Below are 16,297 nucleotides of genomic sequence, written 5' to 3'. Positions count from 1 at the left end.
CGGGTCGCCTTTTCAGGTAACCCGGCCGCTGTATGGCCAGATGAAGCGCTTACTGCACTTCTACCGCCAGACTTTCACTGATCTTCTTCTGCCAGATCGCAGGACCGGTGATGTGAACCGACTCGCCTTTGCTATCAACCGCAACAGTCACTGGCATGTCTTTCACGTCGAACTCGTAGATGGCTTCCATCCCCAGTTCGGCGAATGCCACGACGCGGGATTTCTTGATGGCTTGCGCCACCAGGTAAGCCGCGCCGCCGACTGCCATCAGGTAAACAGCCTTGTGGTCCTTGATCGCTTCGATCGCGGTAGGGCCGCGCTCGGATTTGCCGATCATGCCCAACAGGCCGGTTTGCTCGAGGATCTGACGGGTGAACTTGTCCATCCGCGTTGCGGTGGTCGGACCGGCAGGGCCAACCACTTCTTCGCGCACCGGATCAACCGGGCCGACGTAATAGATGAAGCGACCCTTGAGGTCCACCGGCAAGGTTTCACCCTTGTTCAGCATCTCGACCATGCGCTTGTGCGCCGCATCGCGACCGGTGAGCATCTTGCCGTTGAGCAGAACGGTCTCGCCCGGCTTCCAGCTCTGCACTTCTTCCGGGGTCAGGGTGTCGAGGTTGACGCGACGGGCCGACGGGCCGGCTTCCCAGACGATTTCCGGGTAGGCGTCCAGCGGTGGCGCTTCCAGCGAGGCCGGGCCGGAACCGTCGAGCACGAAGTGGGCGTGACGGGTGGCGGCGCAGTTCGGGATCATGCACACCGGCAACGAAGCGGCGTGAGTCGGGTAATCCATGATCTTCACATCGAGCACGGTGGTCAGGCCACCCAGGCCCTGGGCGCCGATGCCCAGTTGGTTGACCTTCTCGAACAGCTCCAGGCGCATTTCTTCAATGCGGTTCTGCGGGCCGCGAGCCTTGAGCTCGTGGATGTCGATGGACTCCATCAACACTTCCTTGGCCATGACCGCAGCTTTCTCGGCGGTGCCGCCGATGCCGATGCCGAGCATGCCAGGTGGGCACCAGCCGGCGCCCATTTCCGGAACGGTCTTCAGAACCCAGTCGACGATCGAGTCGGACGGGTTGAGCATGGCCATTTTCGACTTGTTCTCGGAACCGCCGCCCTTGGCCGCCACGTCCACTTCCACGGTATTGCCCGGGACGATGGAGTAGTGGATCACGGCCGGGGTGTTGTCCTTGGTGTTTTTACGAGCGCCCGCCGGGTCGGCGAGGATCGAGGCACGCAGGACGTTTTCCGGCAGGTTGTAAGCGCGGCGCACGCCTTCGTTGATCATGTCGTCCAGGCCCATGGTGGCGCCATCCCAACGCACGTCCATGCCCACGCGGACAAACACGGTGACGATGCCGGTGTCCTGGCAGATCGGGCGGTGGCCGGTGGCACACATGCGCGAGTTGATCAGGATTTGCGCGATCGAATCGCGGGCCGCTGGCGATTCTTCGCGCAGGTAGGCCTCGTGCATCGCCTGGATGAAGTCAACGGGGTGGTAGTAAGAAATGAATTGCAGGGCGTCAGCAACGCTCTGAATCAGGTCGTCTTGCTTGATCACGGTCATGAGTCGCGCTCCTCTAAAAGACGGGAACATTCAATAAGGTGCTTGCAGCTTGGGTGCATCGGTCGGTTGCAAGCACCTTTCAAGGCACGCCGGGGCTGCTGGCGCGACGCTAAAAAGGCGCGGCAGTATACCGCGCCTCGGTTCCGGGCACACCCGCCGACAGTCAATCGTTGGTCGCATAACTTCACGACCCCTGTAGCCGCTGGCGAAGCCTGCGTCCGGCGGCGAAGCCGTCGTAAAACCTGAATCGGTGATTTGCCTGACACACCGGGGTGCATGGATTCACGACGGCTTCGCCGCCGGACGCAGGCTTCGCCAGCTGCTACAGGGTATGGGGATGGGTGAATGAGGGACATGCTTTTGACGCCAGTTTTTTGCCCCGAAAATAGTATGGTTATTTGTCTGGCTCGCCACTAAAGTGGCACTCGGCCTGTAGAGTAGGACACTCGATCAGCATTCCTTCGCATGGTGAGTCAACGATTGACCCATAACGCAATTCAACGGCTTTTACTCAAACGCTTTGCCCTCGCAGCCTGCACTTACGCCTTGGCCTTGATGCTGCTGTGGCTGGCGTTTTTCACCGGGCACTACGACGAACCCATGGCCAGCGTGGCCGTCGGCACGGCGCTGGTGGTCATCAGCCAGGTGGCGTTGTTCGCGGTGTTCTACAGCGGCTGCAACCTGCGCTTTTCCGACCCCAGCCTGACCGAAGCGCAAGTGTTGATGGGGCTGGGTTGGCAAACCTGGCTGATCGCCAATCTGGATGAGGCACGCGGCGCGTTTCTGGTGTTCTACGTGCTGATCCTGCTGTTCGGACTGTTCCACCTGTCGCGTCGGGCGCTCGTGCGGTGTGCGCTGCTGGTGTTTTTCAGTTTCTGCGCGATCACGCTGTGGGAGGGCTACCATTTTCAGCTGCCCGACCCGGCGCTGGCCGGGTTGCAAGTGTGCGTATTGCTGATTGTGCTGATCTGGCTGGTGCTCTACGCCCATTACGTTCAGGCGTCGCGCCAACGCATGCGTCAGCGGCGCTTCGCCCTGCAAGCGCATCAGGACACCCTGCGCGGGATGATGCGCCAGCTCGAAGACCTGGTGGCCACCGACGAACTCACCGGGCTGTTCAACCGCCGCCATTTCCTGCGCCTGGCCTCCCGCGAACTGAAGGTGATGGACGCCGGTGTGATGCATGGCCTGGCGCTGATCGACCTCGATCACTTCAAACGTATCAACGATGTGCACGGCCATGCGGCGGGCGACCAGGTCCTGCAAGCCTTCGCTGGCGTGGCGACGGCGTGCCTGCGCGACGGCGATGTGTTGGCGCGTTATGGCGGTGAGGAATTCGTGGTGCTGGTGCCCGATTGCGATGCCGAACGCCTGACCGCCTGCTGTGAGCGGCTGCGCATCGCCTTCACCGATGTCGAACTGATCGGCCTCAACGTGAACAGCCTGAGCCTTTCGGCGGGCATGACCCTGCTGGCCGTTGGCGACGATCTCGACGACGCCTTGCAGCGAGCCGATCAGGCGCTTTACCGCGCCAAGCGTGACGGTCGCAATCGCTGCGCGGCGGCCTGGGAGAACGTCGATGCCTGAGTTGCGGGTCGGCGAGCGGCATTTTTCGGTGGCAGCGGGCAGCAACCTGCTCGATGCCCTGAATCAAAATGGCGTAGCGGTGCCCTACAGTTGCCGCGCCGGCAGTTGCCATGCGTGCCTGGTGCAATGTGTACAAGGCCTGCCGAGCGACAACCGCCCGGATGCCCTGAGCGCAGATCAGCGTCAGCAAGGCTGGCGTCTGGCGTGCCAGTGCCAGGTGGTCGAGGATTTGCAGGTGCATGCCTTCGACCCGCAAGTGGACGGTCGCCCGGCCGAGGTCGCCGCCATCGATTGGCTGAGCGCCAGCGTGTTGCGCCTGCGCCTGACACCGCAACGGCCGCTGCGCTACAACGCCGGGCAACATCTGGTGCTGTGGGCGGGCAACGTGGCGCGTCCTTATTCACTGGCGAGCCTGCCGCAAGACGACCGCTTTCTGGAGTTTCACCTCGATTGCCGTCAGCCGGGGCAATTCAGCGACGCGGCCCGTCAGTTGAGCATCGGTGACACCCTGCGCCTCGGCGAACTGCGCGGCGGGGCGTTGCATTACGACCCTGACTGGCACACCCGACCGCTGTGGCTGCTGGCCGCCGGCACCGGTCTTGGCCCGTTGTTCGGGGTCTTGCGCGAAGCGTTGCGTCAGGATCATCACGGCGCCATTCGCCTCATTCACCTGGCCCATAACGCCGACGAGCATTACCTGGCCAAACCGCTGCAAGCCATGGCTGACGGTCGCGATAACCTGACGGTCGAGTTCTGGACCCCGGCCGAGTTGCCGCAGGCATTGGCGCAACTGCGGCTTGTCTCCCGACAAACCCTGGCCTTAGTCTGCGGAGCCCCCGACAGTGTCGACGCCTTTTCCCGGCGCCTTTACCTCGCGGGATTGCCGCGCAATCAACTGCTGGCCGATGTGTTCCTGCCGCGTGGTTGAGCGCTGATTGATCAGACGCGAGTCCCACCATGACCGATACCATCCAGATTGAACGCGAACGCGGTGTGCTGACACTGCGCCTGAATCGCCCCGAAAAGAAAAACGCCCTGACCCGCGCCATGTATAGCCACTTGGCCGAAGCGCTGAAGCAGGCTGATACCGATCCCGAAATCAACGCCGTGCTGATCACCGGCAGCGCCGAGTGCTTCACCGCCGGCAACGACATCGCCGACTTCATCCAGCAACCACCGGGCAACCTCGACAGCCCGGTGTTTCATTTCATGCTCAACCTGCTCGAATGCCGTAAACCGGTGGTCGCTGCCGTGGCGGGTGCGGCGGTGGGGATTGGCACGACGATGTTGCTGCATTGCGATCTGGTGTATGTCAGCCGTGATGCTCGCCTGCGCATGCCGTTCGTTAATCTCGGCTTATGCCCGGAGTTCGGCTCCAGCCTGATCCTGCCGCGACTGCTCGGGCATGCCAAAGCGGCGCAGTTGCTGTTGCTGGGTGAAGGTTTCAGCGGTGAGCAGGCGGCGGGGTGGGGCATTGCCACCGAGGCGTTGGGCAGTGGCGAAGAAACATTGGCCAAGGCGCGGGAAATGGCGCTGCGGTTCGAATCGCTGCCACCGGAAGCGGTGCGCATCAGCAAGCAATTGATGAAAGCGCCGGACCGGGAATTGATTCGCAAGGTGATCGAGGAAGAGGGCGCGTTGTTTACCCAGCGGTTGCGCTCGCCGGAAGCGTTGGCGGCGTTGACCGGGTTTATCCGCAAACACTAAATCTTGCAGTGATTGGGCGGGCCTCATCGCGGGCAAGCCCGGCTCCCACAGTGACCGGTGTCGTTCTCGAGTCTGAGTTCTACACAAAACCCTGTGGGAGCCGGGCTTGCCCGCGATGAGGCCCGATCAGACAACACAGCTGTTGGACCAGAAAGCAAAAAGCCCCGCCATTCACATGGTGGGGCTTTTGTTTTTCAGCGGTCCGGTACTCGAGACCATCGGGTCGCCAACGTGCAGGATCTTCATGCCGTTGGTGCCGCCGATGGTGTGGTAGCTGTCGCCCTTGGTCAGGATGACCCAGTCGCCTTTCTCCACAACGCCGCGCTTGAGCAACTCGTCGATCGCGGCCTGGCTGATTTGCTCAGGCGGCAGCGATGCCGGGTCGAACGGTACGGTGTAGACGCCACGGAACATGGCCGCGCGGGCCTGGGTTTCGCGGTGCGGAGAGAACGCGTAGATCGGCACCGAAGAACGGATGCGCGACATGATCAACGGCGTGTAGCCACTTTCGGTCAGGGCGATGATCGCCTTCACGCCCGGGAAGTGGTTGGCGGTGTACATGGCCGCCAACGCGATGCTCTGGTCGCAGCTTTCGAAAACCTTGCCGATACGGTGGCTGGAGGTCTTGCTGGTCGGGTGCTTTTCAGCGCCGACGCAGATGCGCGCCATGGCCTGCACAGCTTCCAGCGGATACAGACCGGCAGCACTTTCAGCCGAGAGCATCACGGCGTCGGTGTAGTCGAGCACGGCGTTGGCCACGTCGGACACTTCGGCGCGAGTCGGCATCGGGTTCTGGATCATCGACTCCATCATCTGGGTCGCCACGATCACAGCCTTGTTGTGGCGGCGTGCGTGCAGAATGATTTTCTTCTGAATGCCCACCAACTCGGCGTCGCCGATTTCCACACCCAGGTCACCACGGGCAACCATCACGGCGTCGGACGCCTGGATCAGCGCGTCGAGGGTTTCGTCGTCGGCCACGGCTTCGGCGCGTTCGATCTTCGCCACCAGCCAGGCAGTACCGCCGGCCTCGTCACGCAGTTGACGGGCGTATTCCATGTCGGCAGCGTCACGCGGGAAGGACACGGCGAGGTAATCGACTTCCATCTCGGCGGCGAGCTTGATGTCGGCCTTGTCTTTCTCGGTCAGGGCCGGAGCCGTCAGGCCACCACCGCGACGGTTGATGCCTTTATGGTCGGACAGCGGGCCGCCGATCAGCACGGTGCAGTTCAGTTCGGTGGCGGTGGCGGTATCGACGCGCATTACCACGCGGCCGTCGTCGAGCAGCAGCTCGTCGCCCACGCCGCAGTCTTTGACCAGGTCCGGGTAGTCGATGCCGACCACTTGCTGGTTGCCTTCGGTCAGAGGATGGCTGGTGGAGAAGGTGAACTGATCACCGATCTTCAGCTCGATCTTCTTGTTGGCGAATTTGGCGATACGGATTTTCGGGCCTTGCAGATCACCCAGCAGGGCCACGAAGCGGCCGTGCTTGGCGGCGAGGTCACGCACCAGCTTCGCGCGAGCCTTGTGCTCGTCGGGGGTGCCGTGGGAGAAGTTCAGGCGGGCGACGTCCAGGCCAGCCAGAATCAGCTGTTCGAGAACTTCCGGCGAGTTACTGGCCGGGCCAAGGGTAGCGACGATTTTGGTACGACGGACGGACATGCAAAGACTCCTGAGTTCAAGCGCTGAGTGAGGCTACTATGCTCTAGGGGTGTAGTCATTGTTCGTTTGCACTACTTTTTATAAAGATCTTGTTCGTCGCTTTTATCTCCAGGCGAATGCTTTTGGTGCAGGCAGCCTGAAGTTTTTACTCAACGGGTCGATACAGGGCTCAAGACAGGAGAACCCCCATGCGATTTGCGCTCATTGCCGTCCTTGCCCTCAGTGTGACGGGCTGCGCCCGTTGGTCCATGAACCATCATTTGAATCTCGCCTACAGCGCCTATGACCGTGGCAATTGCGAGCAGGTGATGCTCGAGTTGTCGAAAGTCGAGCGCTCCAGTCGCGTGCGGCCTTATGTGTGGCCGGAAGTCTCGATGATGCGTGGCCAGTGCCTGGAACGGCAGATGCTGTTCGTCGATGCGGCTCAGACTTACGAGTTCATCATCGCGACCTACCCGCAAAGCGAATACGCCTACCGCGCCCGCGCCCGTCTGGAAACCCTGCAGAGCACGGGCCATTACCCGATCCGCAGCGCAGCGGCCCCGCGCCCGACTTACTGATTGCAGTTGTCATGCAACGGCTGGCTCACCGGTGGCGGTGAGCTATAGTCCAATAGATCGGTTTCAGAGCCCTTGCCTCTGAACCGAGGTCATGCCTGTGACCGGCAGCAGTGAGCGTCAGCATTGTGTGGACTGTCGCACCGGAAGCGGGGAGAGCGCGCCTACCTCTAAACAAGTCACGCAGGCCCGTTCCGAAGCAGTAGTGCGGCTCTGCTTAAGGGCCTTGCTGGGCGAATTGCGCATGTTTACCAACCGCCGTATCGAGCGGCATCAACTGCCGTATTTCCTGAAAGTGTTCAACAGCGTCACTGACAAACCCATCGGGTTTCTGGGCAATGTCTCTGCCGACGGGCTGATGCTGATCAGCCAGTTGCCGATGATGATTGGCGCCGATTTCGATTTACGCCTGAAAGTCCCCGGTTGCAACGGTTGCCTGCAAATCATCGATTTTCGGGCGTGTTGCCTGTGGTGCCACGAAGACGCGACCCCTCACCACTATGACGCCGGTTTCAGCCTGCAACGGGCACCGCCGGAGTATGGGCAACTGGTGAGTGCGTTACAGCAATACTTCAGTTTTCAGCCGTTGCCGGCTTCGGCCTGAAGGTTGTAGTGACTTCACTACCGCTATCGCGAGCAGGCTCGCTCCTACAGGGGATTTTTGGTGATCACAGCAGGTGTGAGCGCCGATACCCTTGTAGGAGTGAGCCTGCTCGCGATGGCGTCATTAAAGACAACAGAAAAATGAACGGCTAAACGCTACGCCGTCTTGATCGCCTTCTCGTTATCCAGCGACCGCTCCACCAGCATCAACCCCCACTCACTCATCCGATAAATCGCCATCGCCAGATGCCGCGGCGTGCTGTCCAGGCTTTCAGCCAGGTCGAGCAAGTCCAAAATGTCCATGAGAGGTCTCCGCAAGTCAGTGAGAACCCCGGTAAGTTTAGATTTACCGGGGTTCCCGTATTGGGCTGACCCTCTCATTAGGGGGCGGCTGGACGCAGGTTAGTCGACCGGGGAATCACGAAAACCGGCGCGCCCGAGGGCGCCCTGCGAACAGCCACCATCGAGTGCGGGGATAGGGAATACCCGACTGGATGACGCTAATGCGCATTCGTGAAACCCCGGGCGACTAAACCCGATCGCTGATGGGCAGCGACGCGGATCAAGGTACGGGGCAGGGCCAAGGTGTACAGGCCGGCGGAATCTGAGGGATCTGTACGCAACGGCGCAAGGTGCTGTAGTTAGAGGACGAGGGGATAAAACGCGCGATCACCGTTCGTCGAAACTGTCATTTCTGTCAGGTGGCTGGCGATGTGGAACGGTATTCAATGGCAGGAACCGGGCGGCATTGCCTTAATGGTGGGTATAACGGAGTCAGTCATGGACATCAATGATTACGTCATAAACGATTCGCTCGGCGAGTCGCGGGACGAACTGCCTGCTGTGGACGATATTGAAAAAGAATCTGATATCGTTAAACAGCCTGCTGATGCATCTCGTGTTGTCGACTCGCAACACACAGAAAATGATTTGTTTGCACTGCAGGTTCTTCGTGTTTCCAAGAGTGACTATTGGGCAGAACTTGAGGTGGAATGGTCATTTAATGCATCCGGTAATTCGTTTACTTGTTACGCAAAGCGATACAGGGCTTATGACAATGGCAGGAGTAGCGGGAACGTATACCTTTCTTTTAGGTCAGCAGGCCAATGGGGGTATTTCGAACTGAGTAACGACGATGCCACCCAAGATGGTAAATGGCACACCGTCAGTTCAGGCGGCTACGTAACAGGTAATTCCGATTTTGCGTGGCTTTCCTTTAAATACATCTATGACAGATCTGGTACGTCGGATGTTGAGATGGAAGTTCATAACCAAATACTATATGCACCCCCTGCTCCAATTATCCCCCCGACAGGTATTTTAACCCCGCCGGCTACCGTTTCCGGGAGCGGCGGTGTTCCGGGGGCGACAGTCACCCTGTATAAGCAAAATATTGGGAGCATCAAATGTACTGGTCTGGTGGGAGCGGGTGGTAGTTGGAGTGTAAATGTCACAGGTTTAGGTTTAGGTCTAGGTCGAAATGTAATAGTGGGCACACAAACTGCATTCGGTCGGACTTCAGGTTGGTCTATCCTTGCTGATTTCGCATATTTGCCACCGCCCGTTATCAGTGAGCCAACAGAGAACGCAGTTAAAAAGATCGGTGACCCTTTTGATGTGGTGGTGAACGGCGCTCCCAATGAACAGATCGAGGTTATGAATACTGAAGGCACCCTCCTGCATGCAGGAGGAGTGTCAGCTAGTACTGGAGTTTTCAGGAAACCATTCAACCTGGCCAATTACCCCAAAGGTGGCCTCATTGTTATGACGGCACGACACTCTCGAGCGGGAAATGTGGCCTGGTCATCGGTACGATCCTTTTTTCTGCTCGCCACCCCGAGCATCACCGCCCCAACCAGCGGTAGTACCGTCGAACTGCGGCCCGCCATTTCCGGTTCGGGAGCTTCGCCGGGTGCAGATAGAATCAAAGTTTATCAAGGTTCAACAACTACCGTTATTGGCGAGAGCTCTGTACGTAATGATGGTTCTTGGGCGATTACCAATTTATTAACTGACCTTACGCCAGGCCCTTTCACTTTAGAAGCACAACAGTTCAAGGGTACTGTAGGGTCGGTGCGCAGCGTACCGTTGCTCATTCTGGTTCGACCGCCCATGCCAACCATTACATCCAGGCTCATTGGGGAGCGTGTTGAGTTACATGGCACCGGCTATAACGGCACCGATGTTCGAATGGAAATTCGTCTCGGCGATACTGGCAACCCTGTTTACCTTGAAACAACAGTGTCTTCCGGTACCTGGTCAAAGGAAATCCCGGAAACTTTAGTGCCGGGGACACACGCATTCACCGGTTTACAAAGCGTCTCCGATGGTGGCTCCGGGCGCATATTCAACTCCAGTTGGGTGCCTTACCACTATGTAAATGTCCCTGCCCCCAAGCCCACTGGCGTGAGTGTCACCGTCAACGGCCAGCGGGCAACGTTCTCTGGCAGAGGACGTCAGTGGGGAACGAATGAGGTGGTGGTCGTCATTTTCAACAATGGCGTCGACCTACGCCCGACAGTACCAGCAGCTTCGGTACAGTCCAACCTCAATTGGACCACCACTGCAACCGCCGACCTTGCCCCAGGCAACTACACCAACCTGACCGCACGGCAGTGGGTGAACTATCTATGGTCCGGTGACAGTGTCAAGTTTTCGATGATCATTGGTTCGCCTGCCCCCACATTTACCGAACCTCCCCTGACCCCCCCCAGTGGACAACGCCCGCGGATTTCCGGCAGTGCCTGGCCGGGCTCCTCGATCATCTTGAGCATTCCGGGTAAACCTAACGTGCCACTGACGGCAACGGGAGGCTCGTTCGCTCTGAATGCCGTCGAAGACTGGGCACCCGCCACGTACATCATCACGGCAACGGCGGCGTTCGGCGGGCAGACCTCAGCTGCTGCCAGTCGAACGTTCACGGTCAAAACCCCGAAACCGGTCATCACCACTGCCGCCAACGCCGAGGTCGACCTCGTCCCGGTCATCAAGGGCACAGGCTTCAAGGGCTGCTGGGTGGTCGTTTACTCGAACGTCACCCATCAGTCGTTGGGGGCCGGGCCGGTGGGCTCTAACGGTCAATGGGAAGTGACGCTGACTGAGCAGGCCCCAAGCGATCTGACCGTTTATGCCATTCAGCAAGAGGCTCAAACCAGCGCCAACGTCTCCGAGCGAAGCGACTTGCGAACGGTGAAGGTTCGCGTGGCGAAGCCTGTGATCACGGTGCCTGCAGCCAATGGCAGGCCGGCGCGGACGTCACGGTTCTCGGGTACAGCGCCGTACGGCGCTACCGTCGAATTGTCGATCAAGGGGCAGAGCCAGCCTTTCCTTAAAGACATTCAGGTGAAATCGGACAACACCTGGGAGGCCAGCGTGACATTGGTGGCGGGTGGACCCGTAACCCTGGAGGCAAGGACGCGGTACAAAACCTTCGCCAGTGACCCGCTCGATCGCGTCGTCATGGTGGTGCCGGCGGTACCGGTGATCGATACGCCGCGCAATGGCGAAGCGCTGGGTCGTCTGTTGAACATTTCCGGGTTCGGTTATCCGGGAGACACCGTGCATGTTCAAAGAACGGGCAATGCTTACAACTTCGAACCCGTCACGGTGAAGCTGGATGGCACCTGGTCTGCCAGCCTCGGGCACAACATGATCGCTACCAACGGCATCAAGGCATTTGCGCGCGCGGGTGCTGGGCTGGACTCCCTCGCCTCTCCTACATTGACCTTTTCCCTGTTGGGTCTCGCCCCGCACATCACCGAACCCCTGCAGGGCGACTGGGTCGGCGTCCGCCCTCTATTCAGCGGCGTGGCCACGCCCGGGGCGGCCATCACTGTGGCCTCATGGTTCAACACCGCCGACGTGCTAGCACCGGTGACGGTGGCGGATACCTTCGGCCGATGGGCGGTTTCGGGCAACAAGGATCTGCCGGTCGGCGCGGCGCGGGTAGTGGTGCGCCAGACCGTGGAGGGCAAGGCTTCGGAATGGGCCGAGAGCGGGCGCTTCATGGTGGAGCGCAAGGCAAACCAGTTTGACGCGCCCACGGTGCAGTACCCGTTTGTTGGGCAAGAGGTCGGGCGGCGACCGATGTTCTCCGGTACGGGAGAGCCCTATGCCGAGATCTTGATTATCAAAGCCAACAATATCGCTACCGTGTTGGGCAGGACATTGGTGGATCGCAACGGACGGTGGGCGCTGCAGTCGCAGATCGATTTGCCGGTGGCGACCACCCCTTATACCTATTCGGTGCGCCAGTCCCGCGATGGTGCTAACTCGAACTGGTTGTTGCCCAACCGCAGTTTTGTGGTGATCCAGGTACCTTCCGTCCTGGAAACACCGGTCATCGAGAGTCCGGTGGATGATGCGGCGCAGACACTCGAACCCCTGCCTCTGTTTTCCGGTAGGGGCCTGCCAGGAGCAGAGGTCAAGGTGCATCCATTTGACGACTCGACACAGGTTTACGCCAAAACGGTAGTGGATGCCCAAGGCAACTGGTCTGCTCGCTGCACATTCAATCTGCTCGTGTCTGCGACGGCGTATAAAATCACGGCCCGGCAGAACATGGATGGTCAATTCTCGGCTTGGCCGGGCATGGCTGCCAACTTCAAGGTTACCGACAAACTGGACAAACCTGTCGTCACCAGTCCGCCCAATGGCTCCAGCGTATCACCTCATACGGTCATTCGCGGTACGGCGTTGCCAGGTGCCGAGGTGCGGCTTTACCGAAAAGATAACAGCTCTTTCGTGTGGGGCAGAGGAGTGGCCGATACGGAAGGACAGTGGGTCATTGTGCTCACTGGGCTGCCGGTTGGAGCATTTATCGTTGCGGGGAGAGCTTACAAGGGTGAACTGATATCACTATGGATGGTTGACCATGTTCTGAACGTGATCGATGCCCGCTGAGGTCTGCATGGCGACTCCAAATGGCCCTCTGTCGAGGGCCATTTTTTTTCATTCAACACACTCTCCGACCGGCGGTAATGAAACCTGTCAGATCTGACAGTAGACCCTCACCCTTCAGCAAGCGCTAAATCGGCAAGACGTCAGCAACTGCCATGCCTCTGACAGGTTTGGCAATGGTTTTTGCCTGAAGGGAAAATATCGCAATGAATGCATCTGATGATCGTCCGATTCACCAATTGGTCAAGGCTGTGCTCGGAGAGCGTGTTGGCAGGGGTTCGACATTCGATGAGTTCATCGAGCAAAACCCCAGTGTATTCACACTCATAAAGCAGGGCACTGCCGGATTGCAGAAGCTCGGCTTGAGCCGCGAAGAATCCCGCACCCTGATGGCACGGGGAAACGCGCTGGCCTTGTACATGGCCCGGGCGTTCCGCGAGCAGAGTCTGTGTGCGGCGCCAGACGAAAATCAAGCGTCGGTGCCGTTGCCCACCTACCAGGATCAGTTCAACCCGGACAACGATGGCGCAGCCCCGCCGGGCAGCCCCGAACACAGTGCATCGACCACCGCATACATGGTGGCCCTGCGCGAATGGGTACGGGACAACATCGTGCCGGAGGATGAATCGCAGACCATCCCGCTGAAAGTGCGCCGGCCCGATGTAGATGAATTGCTGATAGACGAAATGGCGATCAACCGCGAGCAGTCACGGCTGGAAATCGTCAACTCGGTACTTGAAACGCAGATCCTGACCCGTCCTGAACCCAAAATTTCGAGTGTCAAAGCTTACCTGCGCACGATTCGTTTTCATAACGGCCTGCCCTACGACCACGATTGGCAAAGCATCTCCCATGTTGTCGGTTCGGCCCTGAAAAACGGGGTGGTGGGGGACATCGTCCGACGGGTCGACCTGGATTATCCGTATTTCAAACAACCGGGCGCTCGGGGAGGACCACGCGCGGATGCGGCGTTGCAACTGAGTATGGGCATAGGCCCACTAAAAATGTCGCTATTGCTCGAAGATCCGTACTTCCCCTTGAATGCCGAAATGGGCAAGGCACGCCTGCACAGGGTGGATCCTCGTACCCGGCTGGTCGACCCGACCCCGGAAAAGTCGGTGGAGTCTTTCTATGTCGACAACTTTGGCAGCCTGGCACATAGCCTCTCATCTTTGCGCCGTCTGTGGATTTTTAAAGATGCAACGCGCCTTGAACAGGTTCAGGTCGATTGTCTGTTAGGGCTTGGGGCGTTTACGCCCAAGTTGTCCGCCAACGCTCCGGCGTTGGGTGATCCTGACCTGCCAGCCACGGGGGTTATGGCCGGTGCCAGGTACATCCATGGTGGGCAAGCTCCTGCAATTCAGCTAGTGCAAGATGGTGCCGCGAGTCAGTTCCTTTTGCACCATGTGGGTGAGATTGAATCCAGTACCCTGCAACACCGTATTGACCGCATCAATCGCAAGTGTCGGCTGGATCGCATGCTGCAGTTGCCCAGCCATCAGGTCGATCAACTGCTCATGGCGGCGATGCATGCCGAGCGTCGCGGCACCTCAGAGCCGTCGATATGGATCAGGACCAACACCCTGCGCTGCCTGGGACTGTTCAAGGAACTGAATACCGCTTACGGCTGCAAGGCCGAAGAGTTCGCGGCGCTCATCGATGTGCTGTCTGTGTTCGGCCAGGATGGGCAGCTGTCTCATTTCGATCGTGTGTACAACCAGGAGAAGGGGAATCAGGATCCGTTGCTCATCGATGATGTCGAGTTTGCGATCATGCCGCGCGCACAAGCCGAGCAGAAAACGGTGCATCAGATCTGCAGTGCGCTGGAAATCAACTTCGAAACGTACCGCTATCTGGCCACGGTGATCGCCGAAGCCTATGGCCTCAAGACCCACTTGAAGCGCAGCCTGGAAATTTTTTCCAGCTTCTGGCGCCTGGTGTGGCTGGGCCGGCTGCTTGGGATGACCCCCATCGAATCGACGGCGTTGCTGCAAACCCTCAGCGATGGAGAGGGGCTGGTGGCGCAGTTGGCGGGTGAACCGGTGGTGTCCAGTTTCGGTACGACGGACGGCGCGGATGCACTCAGTGCCATACGCGGGTTGATGACGTGCACCCAGTGGTCCCGGGAATACGACTTGCCTCCACTCTGGTTGGTGCAAAACGTCAAACCCGTCTATGTGCCCACCGTCTGGACCGAGACCCAGGAACAGTTTCTGCGGCAGTTGCGCAGCCAGGTGCATTCAGTACGGGTAGAGGAAGCCACGTTACTGGAGGAGGGCGCACCGATACGTGGCAGTAACCAGCAACTCATCGAGTGGCTGCTTGAGCTGGTACCGCTGGTGGACGAAGAGGGCCTGGTGAGGGGGAGTGCCGAAGAAACCGAGGAACAGTATCTGGTGCGAGCCAGTACTGTGATCGAGGATTTGGTGAAAGGGCTCTTTGCCAAAGAACAGAATGAAGACGAGGACGAGTACGCTGCCAGGCTCAACCCTCTGGTGACCCTCATCACCCGGATTGTGTTGCGCTGCCGAGACGAACAGCGGGTGGTTGTGCAAGAAGGCATTGCGGTTTATCTGAAGCTGGATTCATTACTGGCAACGCAGGTGTTGTCTTGGGCCCAAGGGCATCCCTATGACTTTTTGAAAGAGGCCATGTCACTGCCAGCCGCTGATACTCCACGGGTGAATCGGGTGCTGGAGGCACCGGATTCGTTCCTGCAAATGCTCACGGAACTGGAGCGGCGCGGCCGGATTGCCGACAAGCTTGAGTTGAGCCCGCAAATGCTCGCCACGCTCCTGAAGGGCGAACAGTATCAATGGTTCAGTCTCGAGAACCCCTACGAGATTTCGATCCGGACGGTGTACTACCTGGCGCTTTTCCGTCGACTGATTACCCGGGCTCGGCAGCCCGAGGAAAAAATCCTCGATTACCTGAGTCAGGTCAACCAGTTGCCCGACGACATGAGTGAGGACGGCCTGCGCCTGGTTCGTGACGCCGCGGCCGACAAGCTGGCCACTTATTTCTCCTGTGGTATCAGGCATGTGCTCGAATGCGCCGAACACATCAATCGCGAAATCGAAGGCAGTGACAGTCCGTCCTGGCCCATTCTGCGCAATCTGGCACACCTTGATTTGCTTGATCGCACATTGGAGCTGGCCCGCAACGGTATGGATGCTACCGCAGCGTTTAGTCTGGGTAAGTTGCACCCGCTGGATCCGGAGCCGCTTTACGCGAACGCTGCGCAAAATGCCTTGGAAAGCCTGGCCCGATTCAATGCCAAAACAACCACGCAAGATTCGGCTGAAGTCGGCCAGAGCTTCACCTCCCGATGCGTGGTGGACAACCCGACCCTGATTGCGAACTTGCCACAGGACGTCGCTGAGTTCGAAATCACGCTCCTCGATTTTTACGGTGAACCGCTCAAGTGGGTGGATCTTCACGTCGCAACAGACTTGGGGGTAGTGCTCACACCTGTGATCCGAACGGATGACAAGGGGCGCGCCTGGGCGCAATTGCAGGCCGGGGCAAGGATGGGAACCGCCCATGTGCACTACAGTGTGCCGCTTTATGAACCGATTTACGCCCCGCCCCCCCCCCCCCCCCCCCCCCCCCTCGGTGGTGATCGATTGCGATGAGGCGACACTGAAATTCAACTCCGAGTTGAGCGGATTGCCCCCCAGGGATCCGGTGCTGGCAGGGCGTCTGTGGG

The 16,297-nt window shown here is 59.2% G+C and carries 9 protein-coding genes and 1 pseudogene; 7 read left to right on the top strand and 3 right to left on the bottom strand.

Features of this window, described 5'->3' with window-relative positions; translation table 11 throughout:
* Positions 1-49 precede the first annotated feature (49 nt).
* Positions 50-1,573, bottom strand: a complete 1,524-nt coding sequence (locus AB4N76_RS07690; RefSeq protein WP_077431369.1) for a fumarate hydratase — start codon at positions 1,571-1,573, stop codon at positions 50-52.
* A 480-nt stretch (positions 1,574-2,053) separates the two neighbouring features.
* On the opposite strand from AB4N76_RS07690, the gene AB4N76_RS07685 reads away from it, so the two are divergent.
* Genes AB4N76_RS07685 through AB4N76_RS07675 form a run of 3 tightly spaced genes read left to right on the top strand, consistent with a single transcriptional unit; the run spans position 2,054 to position 4,867 of the window.
* Entirely contained in the window at positions 2,054-3,160 is a 1,107-nt protein-coding gene (locus AB4N76_RS07685; RefSeq protein WP_077432196.1) for a GGDEF domain-containing protein, read from the top strand.
* Entirely contained in the window at positions 3,153-4,088 is a 936-nt protein-coding gene (locus tag AB4N76_RS07680) for an iron-sulfur-binding ferredoxin reductase (protein WP_460164339.1), read from the top strand. The genes AB4N76_RS07685 and AB4N76_RS07680 overlap by 8 nt, the downstream gene beginning before the upstream one ends.
* Before the next feature lie 29 nt (positions 4,089-4,117).
* Positions 4,118-4,867 carry an enoyl-CoA hydratase-related protein gene (locus AB4N76_RS07675; protein WP_460164338.1) on the top strand — a complete coding sequence of 250 codons (750 nt, stop codon included), beginning with the start codon at positions 4,118-4,120 and terminating at the stop codon, positions 4,865-4,867.
* Positions 4,868-5,038: 171 nt separating this feature from the next.
* On the opposite strand, the gene pyk is transcribed toward AB4N76_RS07675, so the two are convergent.
* Positions 5,039-6,529 (bottom strand): pyruvate kinase, encoded by a 1,491-nt coding sequence (pyk, locus tag AB4N76_RS07670; RefSeq protein ID WP_460164337.1) that lies wholly within the window; start codon positions 6,527-6,529, stop codon positions 5,039-5,041.
* A 188-nt stretch (positions 6,530-6,717) separates the two neighbouring features.
* Between pyk and AB4N76_RS07665 the strand changes: the two genes are divergently transcribed.
* Positions 6,718-7,089, top strand: a complete 372-nt coding sequence (locus tag AB4N76_RS07665; RefSeq protein ID WP_046033261.1) for a tetratricopeptide repeat protein — start codon at positions 6,718-6,720, stop codon at positions 7,087-7,089.
* 241 nt (positions 7,090-7,330) lie between these two features.
* A complete protein-coding gene (locus AB4N76_RS07660) occupies positions 7,331-7,690 on the top strand; it encodes a PilZ domain-containing protein (RefSeq protein ID WP_460164336.1) in 360 nt (119 codons plus the stop codon).
* Positions 7,691-7,845: 155 nt separating this feature from the next.
* Here AB4N76_RS07660 and AB4N76_RS07655 read toward each other — a convergent pair.
* Positions 7,846-7,977: pseudogene (locus AB4N76_RS07655) on the bottom strand (DUF6124 family protein); the annotation flags it as partial.
* 492 nt (positions 7,978-8,469) lie between these two features.
* Between AB4N76_RS07655 and AB4N76_RS07650 the strand changes: the two are divergent.
* Together AB4N76_RS07650 and AB4N76_RS07645 are read left to right on the top strand one after the other, a co-directional pair.
* Positions 8,470-12,591, top strand: coding sequence for a hypothetical protein (locus AB4N76_RS07650; protein WP_460164335.1), 4,122 nt, complete (start codon positions 8,470-8,472; stop codon positions 12,589-12,591).
* Positions 12,592-12,794: 203 nt separating this feature from the next.
* Positions 12,795-16,223 carry a Tc toxin subunit A gene (locus AB4N76_RS07645; protein ID WP_460164334.1) on the top strand — a complete coding sequence of 1,143 codons (3,429 nt, stop codon included), beginning with the start codon at positions 12,795-12,797 and terminating at the stop codon, positions 16,221-16,223.
* Positions 16,224-16,297: the final 74 nt, after the last annotated feature.

This window comes from Pseudomonas sp. S2_F03 (genome assembly GCF_054668335.1).
This window is presented reverse-complemented; position numbering and strand designations above follow the sequence as displayed.

Coding starts and splice junctions, on each gene's coding strand:
- AB4N76_RS07665 (WP_046033261.1), top strand. CDS start 6,718: ATGCGATTTGCGCTCATTGCCGTCCTTGCCCTCAGTGTGACGGGCTGC.
- AB4N76_RS07675 (WP_460164338.1), top strand. CDS start 4,118: ATGACCGATACCATCCAGATTGAACGCGAACGCGGTGTGCTGACACTG.
- AB4N76_RS07690 (WP_077431369.1), bottom strand. CDS start 1,573: ATGACCGTGATCAAGCAAGACGACCTGATTCAGAGCGTTGCTGACGCC.
- pyk (WP_460164337.1), bottom strand. CDS start 6,529: ATGTCCGTCCGTCGTACCAAAATCGTCGCTACCCTTGGCCCGGCCAGT.
- AB4N76_RS07645 (WP_460164334.1), top strand. CDS start 12,795: ATGAATGCATCTGATGATCGTCCGATTCACCAATTGGTCAAGGCTGTG.
- AB4N76_RS07680 (WP_460164339.1), top strand. CDS start 3,153: ATGCCTGAGTTGCGGGTCGGCGAGCGGCATTTTTCGGTGGCAGCGGGC.
- AB4N76_RS07650 (WP_460164335.1), top strand. CDS start 8,470: ATGGACATCAATGATTACGTCATAAACGATTCGCTCGGCGAGTCGCGG.
- AB4N76_RS07660 (WP_460164336.1), top strand. CDS start 7,331: ATGTTTACCAACCGCCGTATCGAGCGGCATCAACTGCCGTATTTCCTG.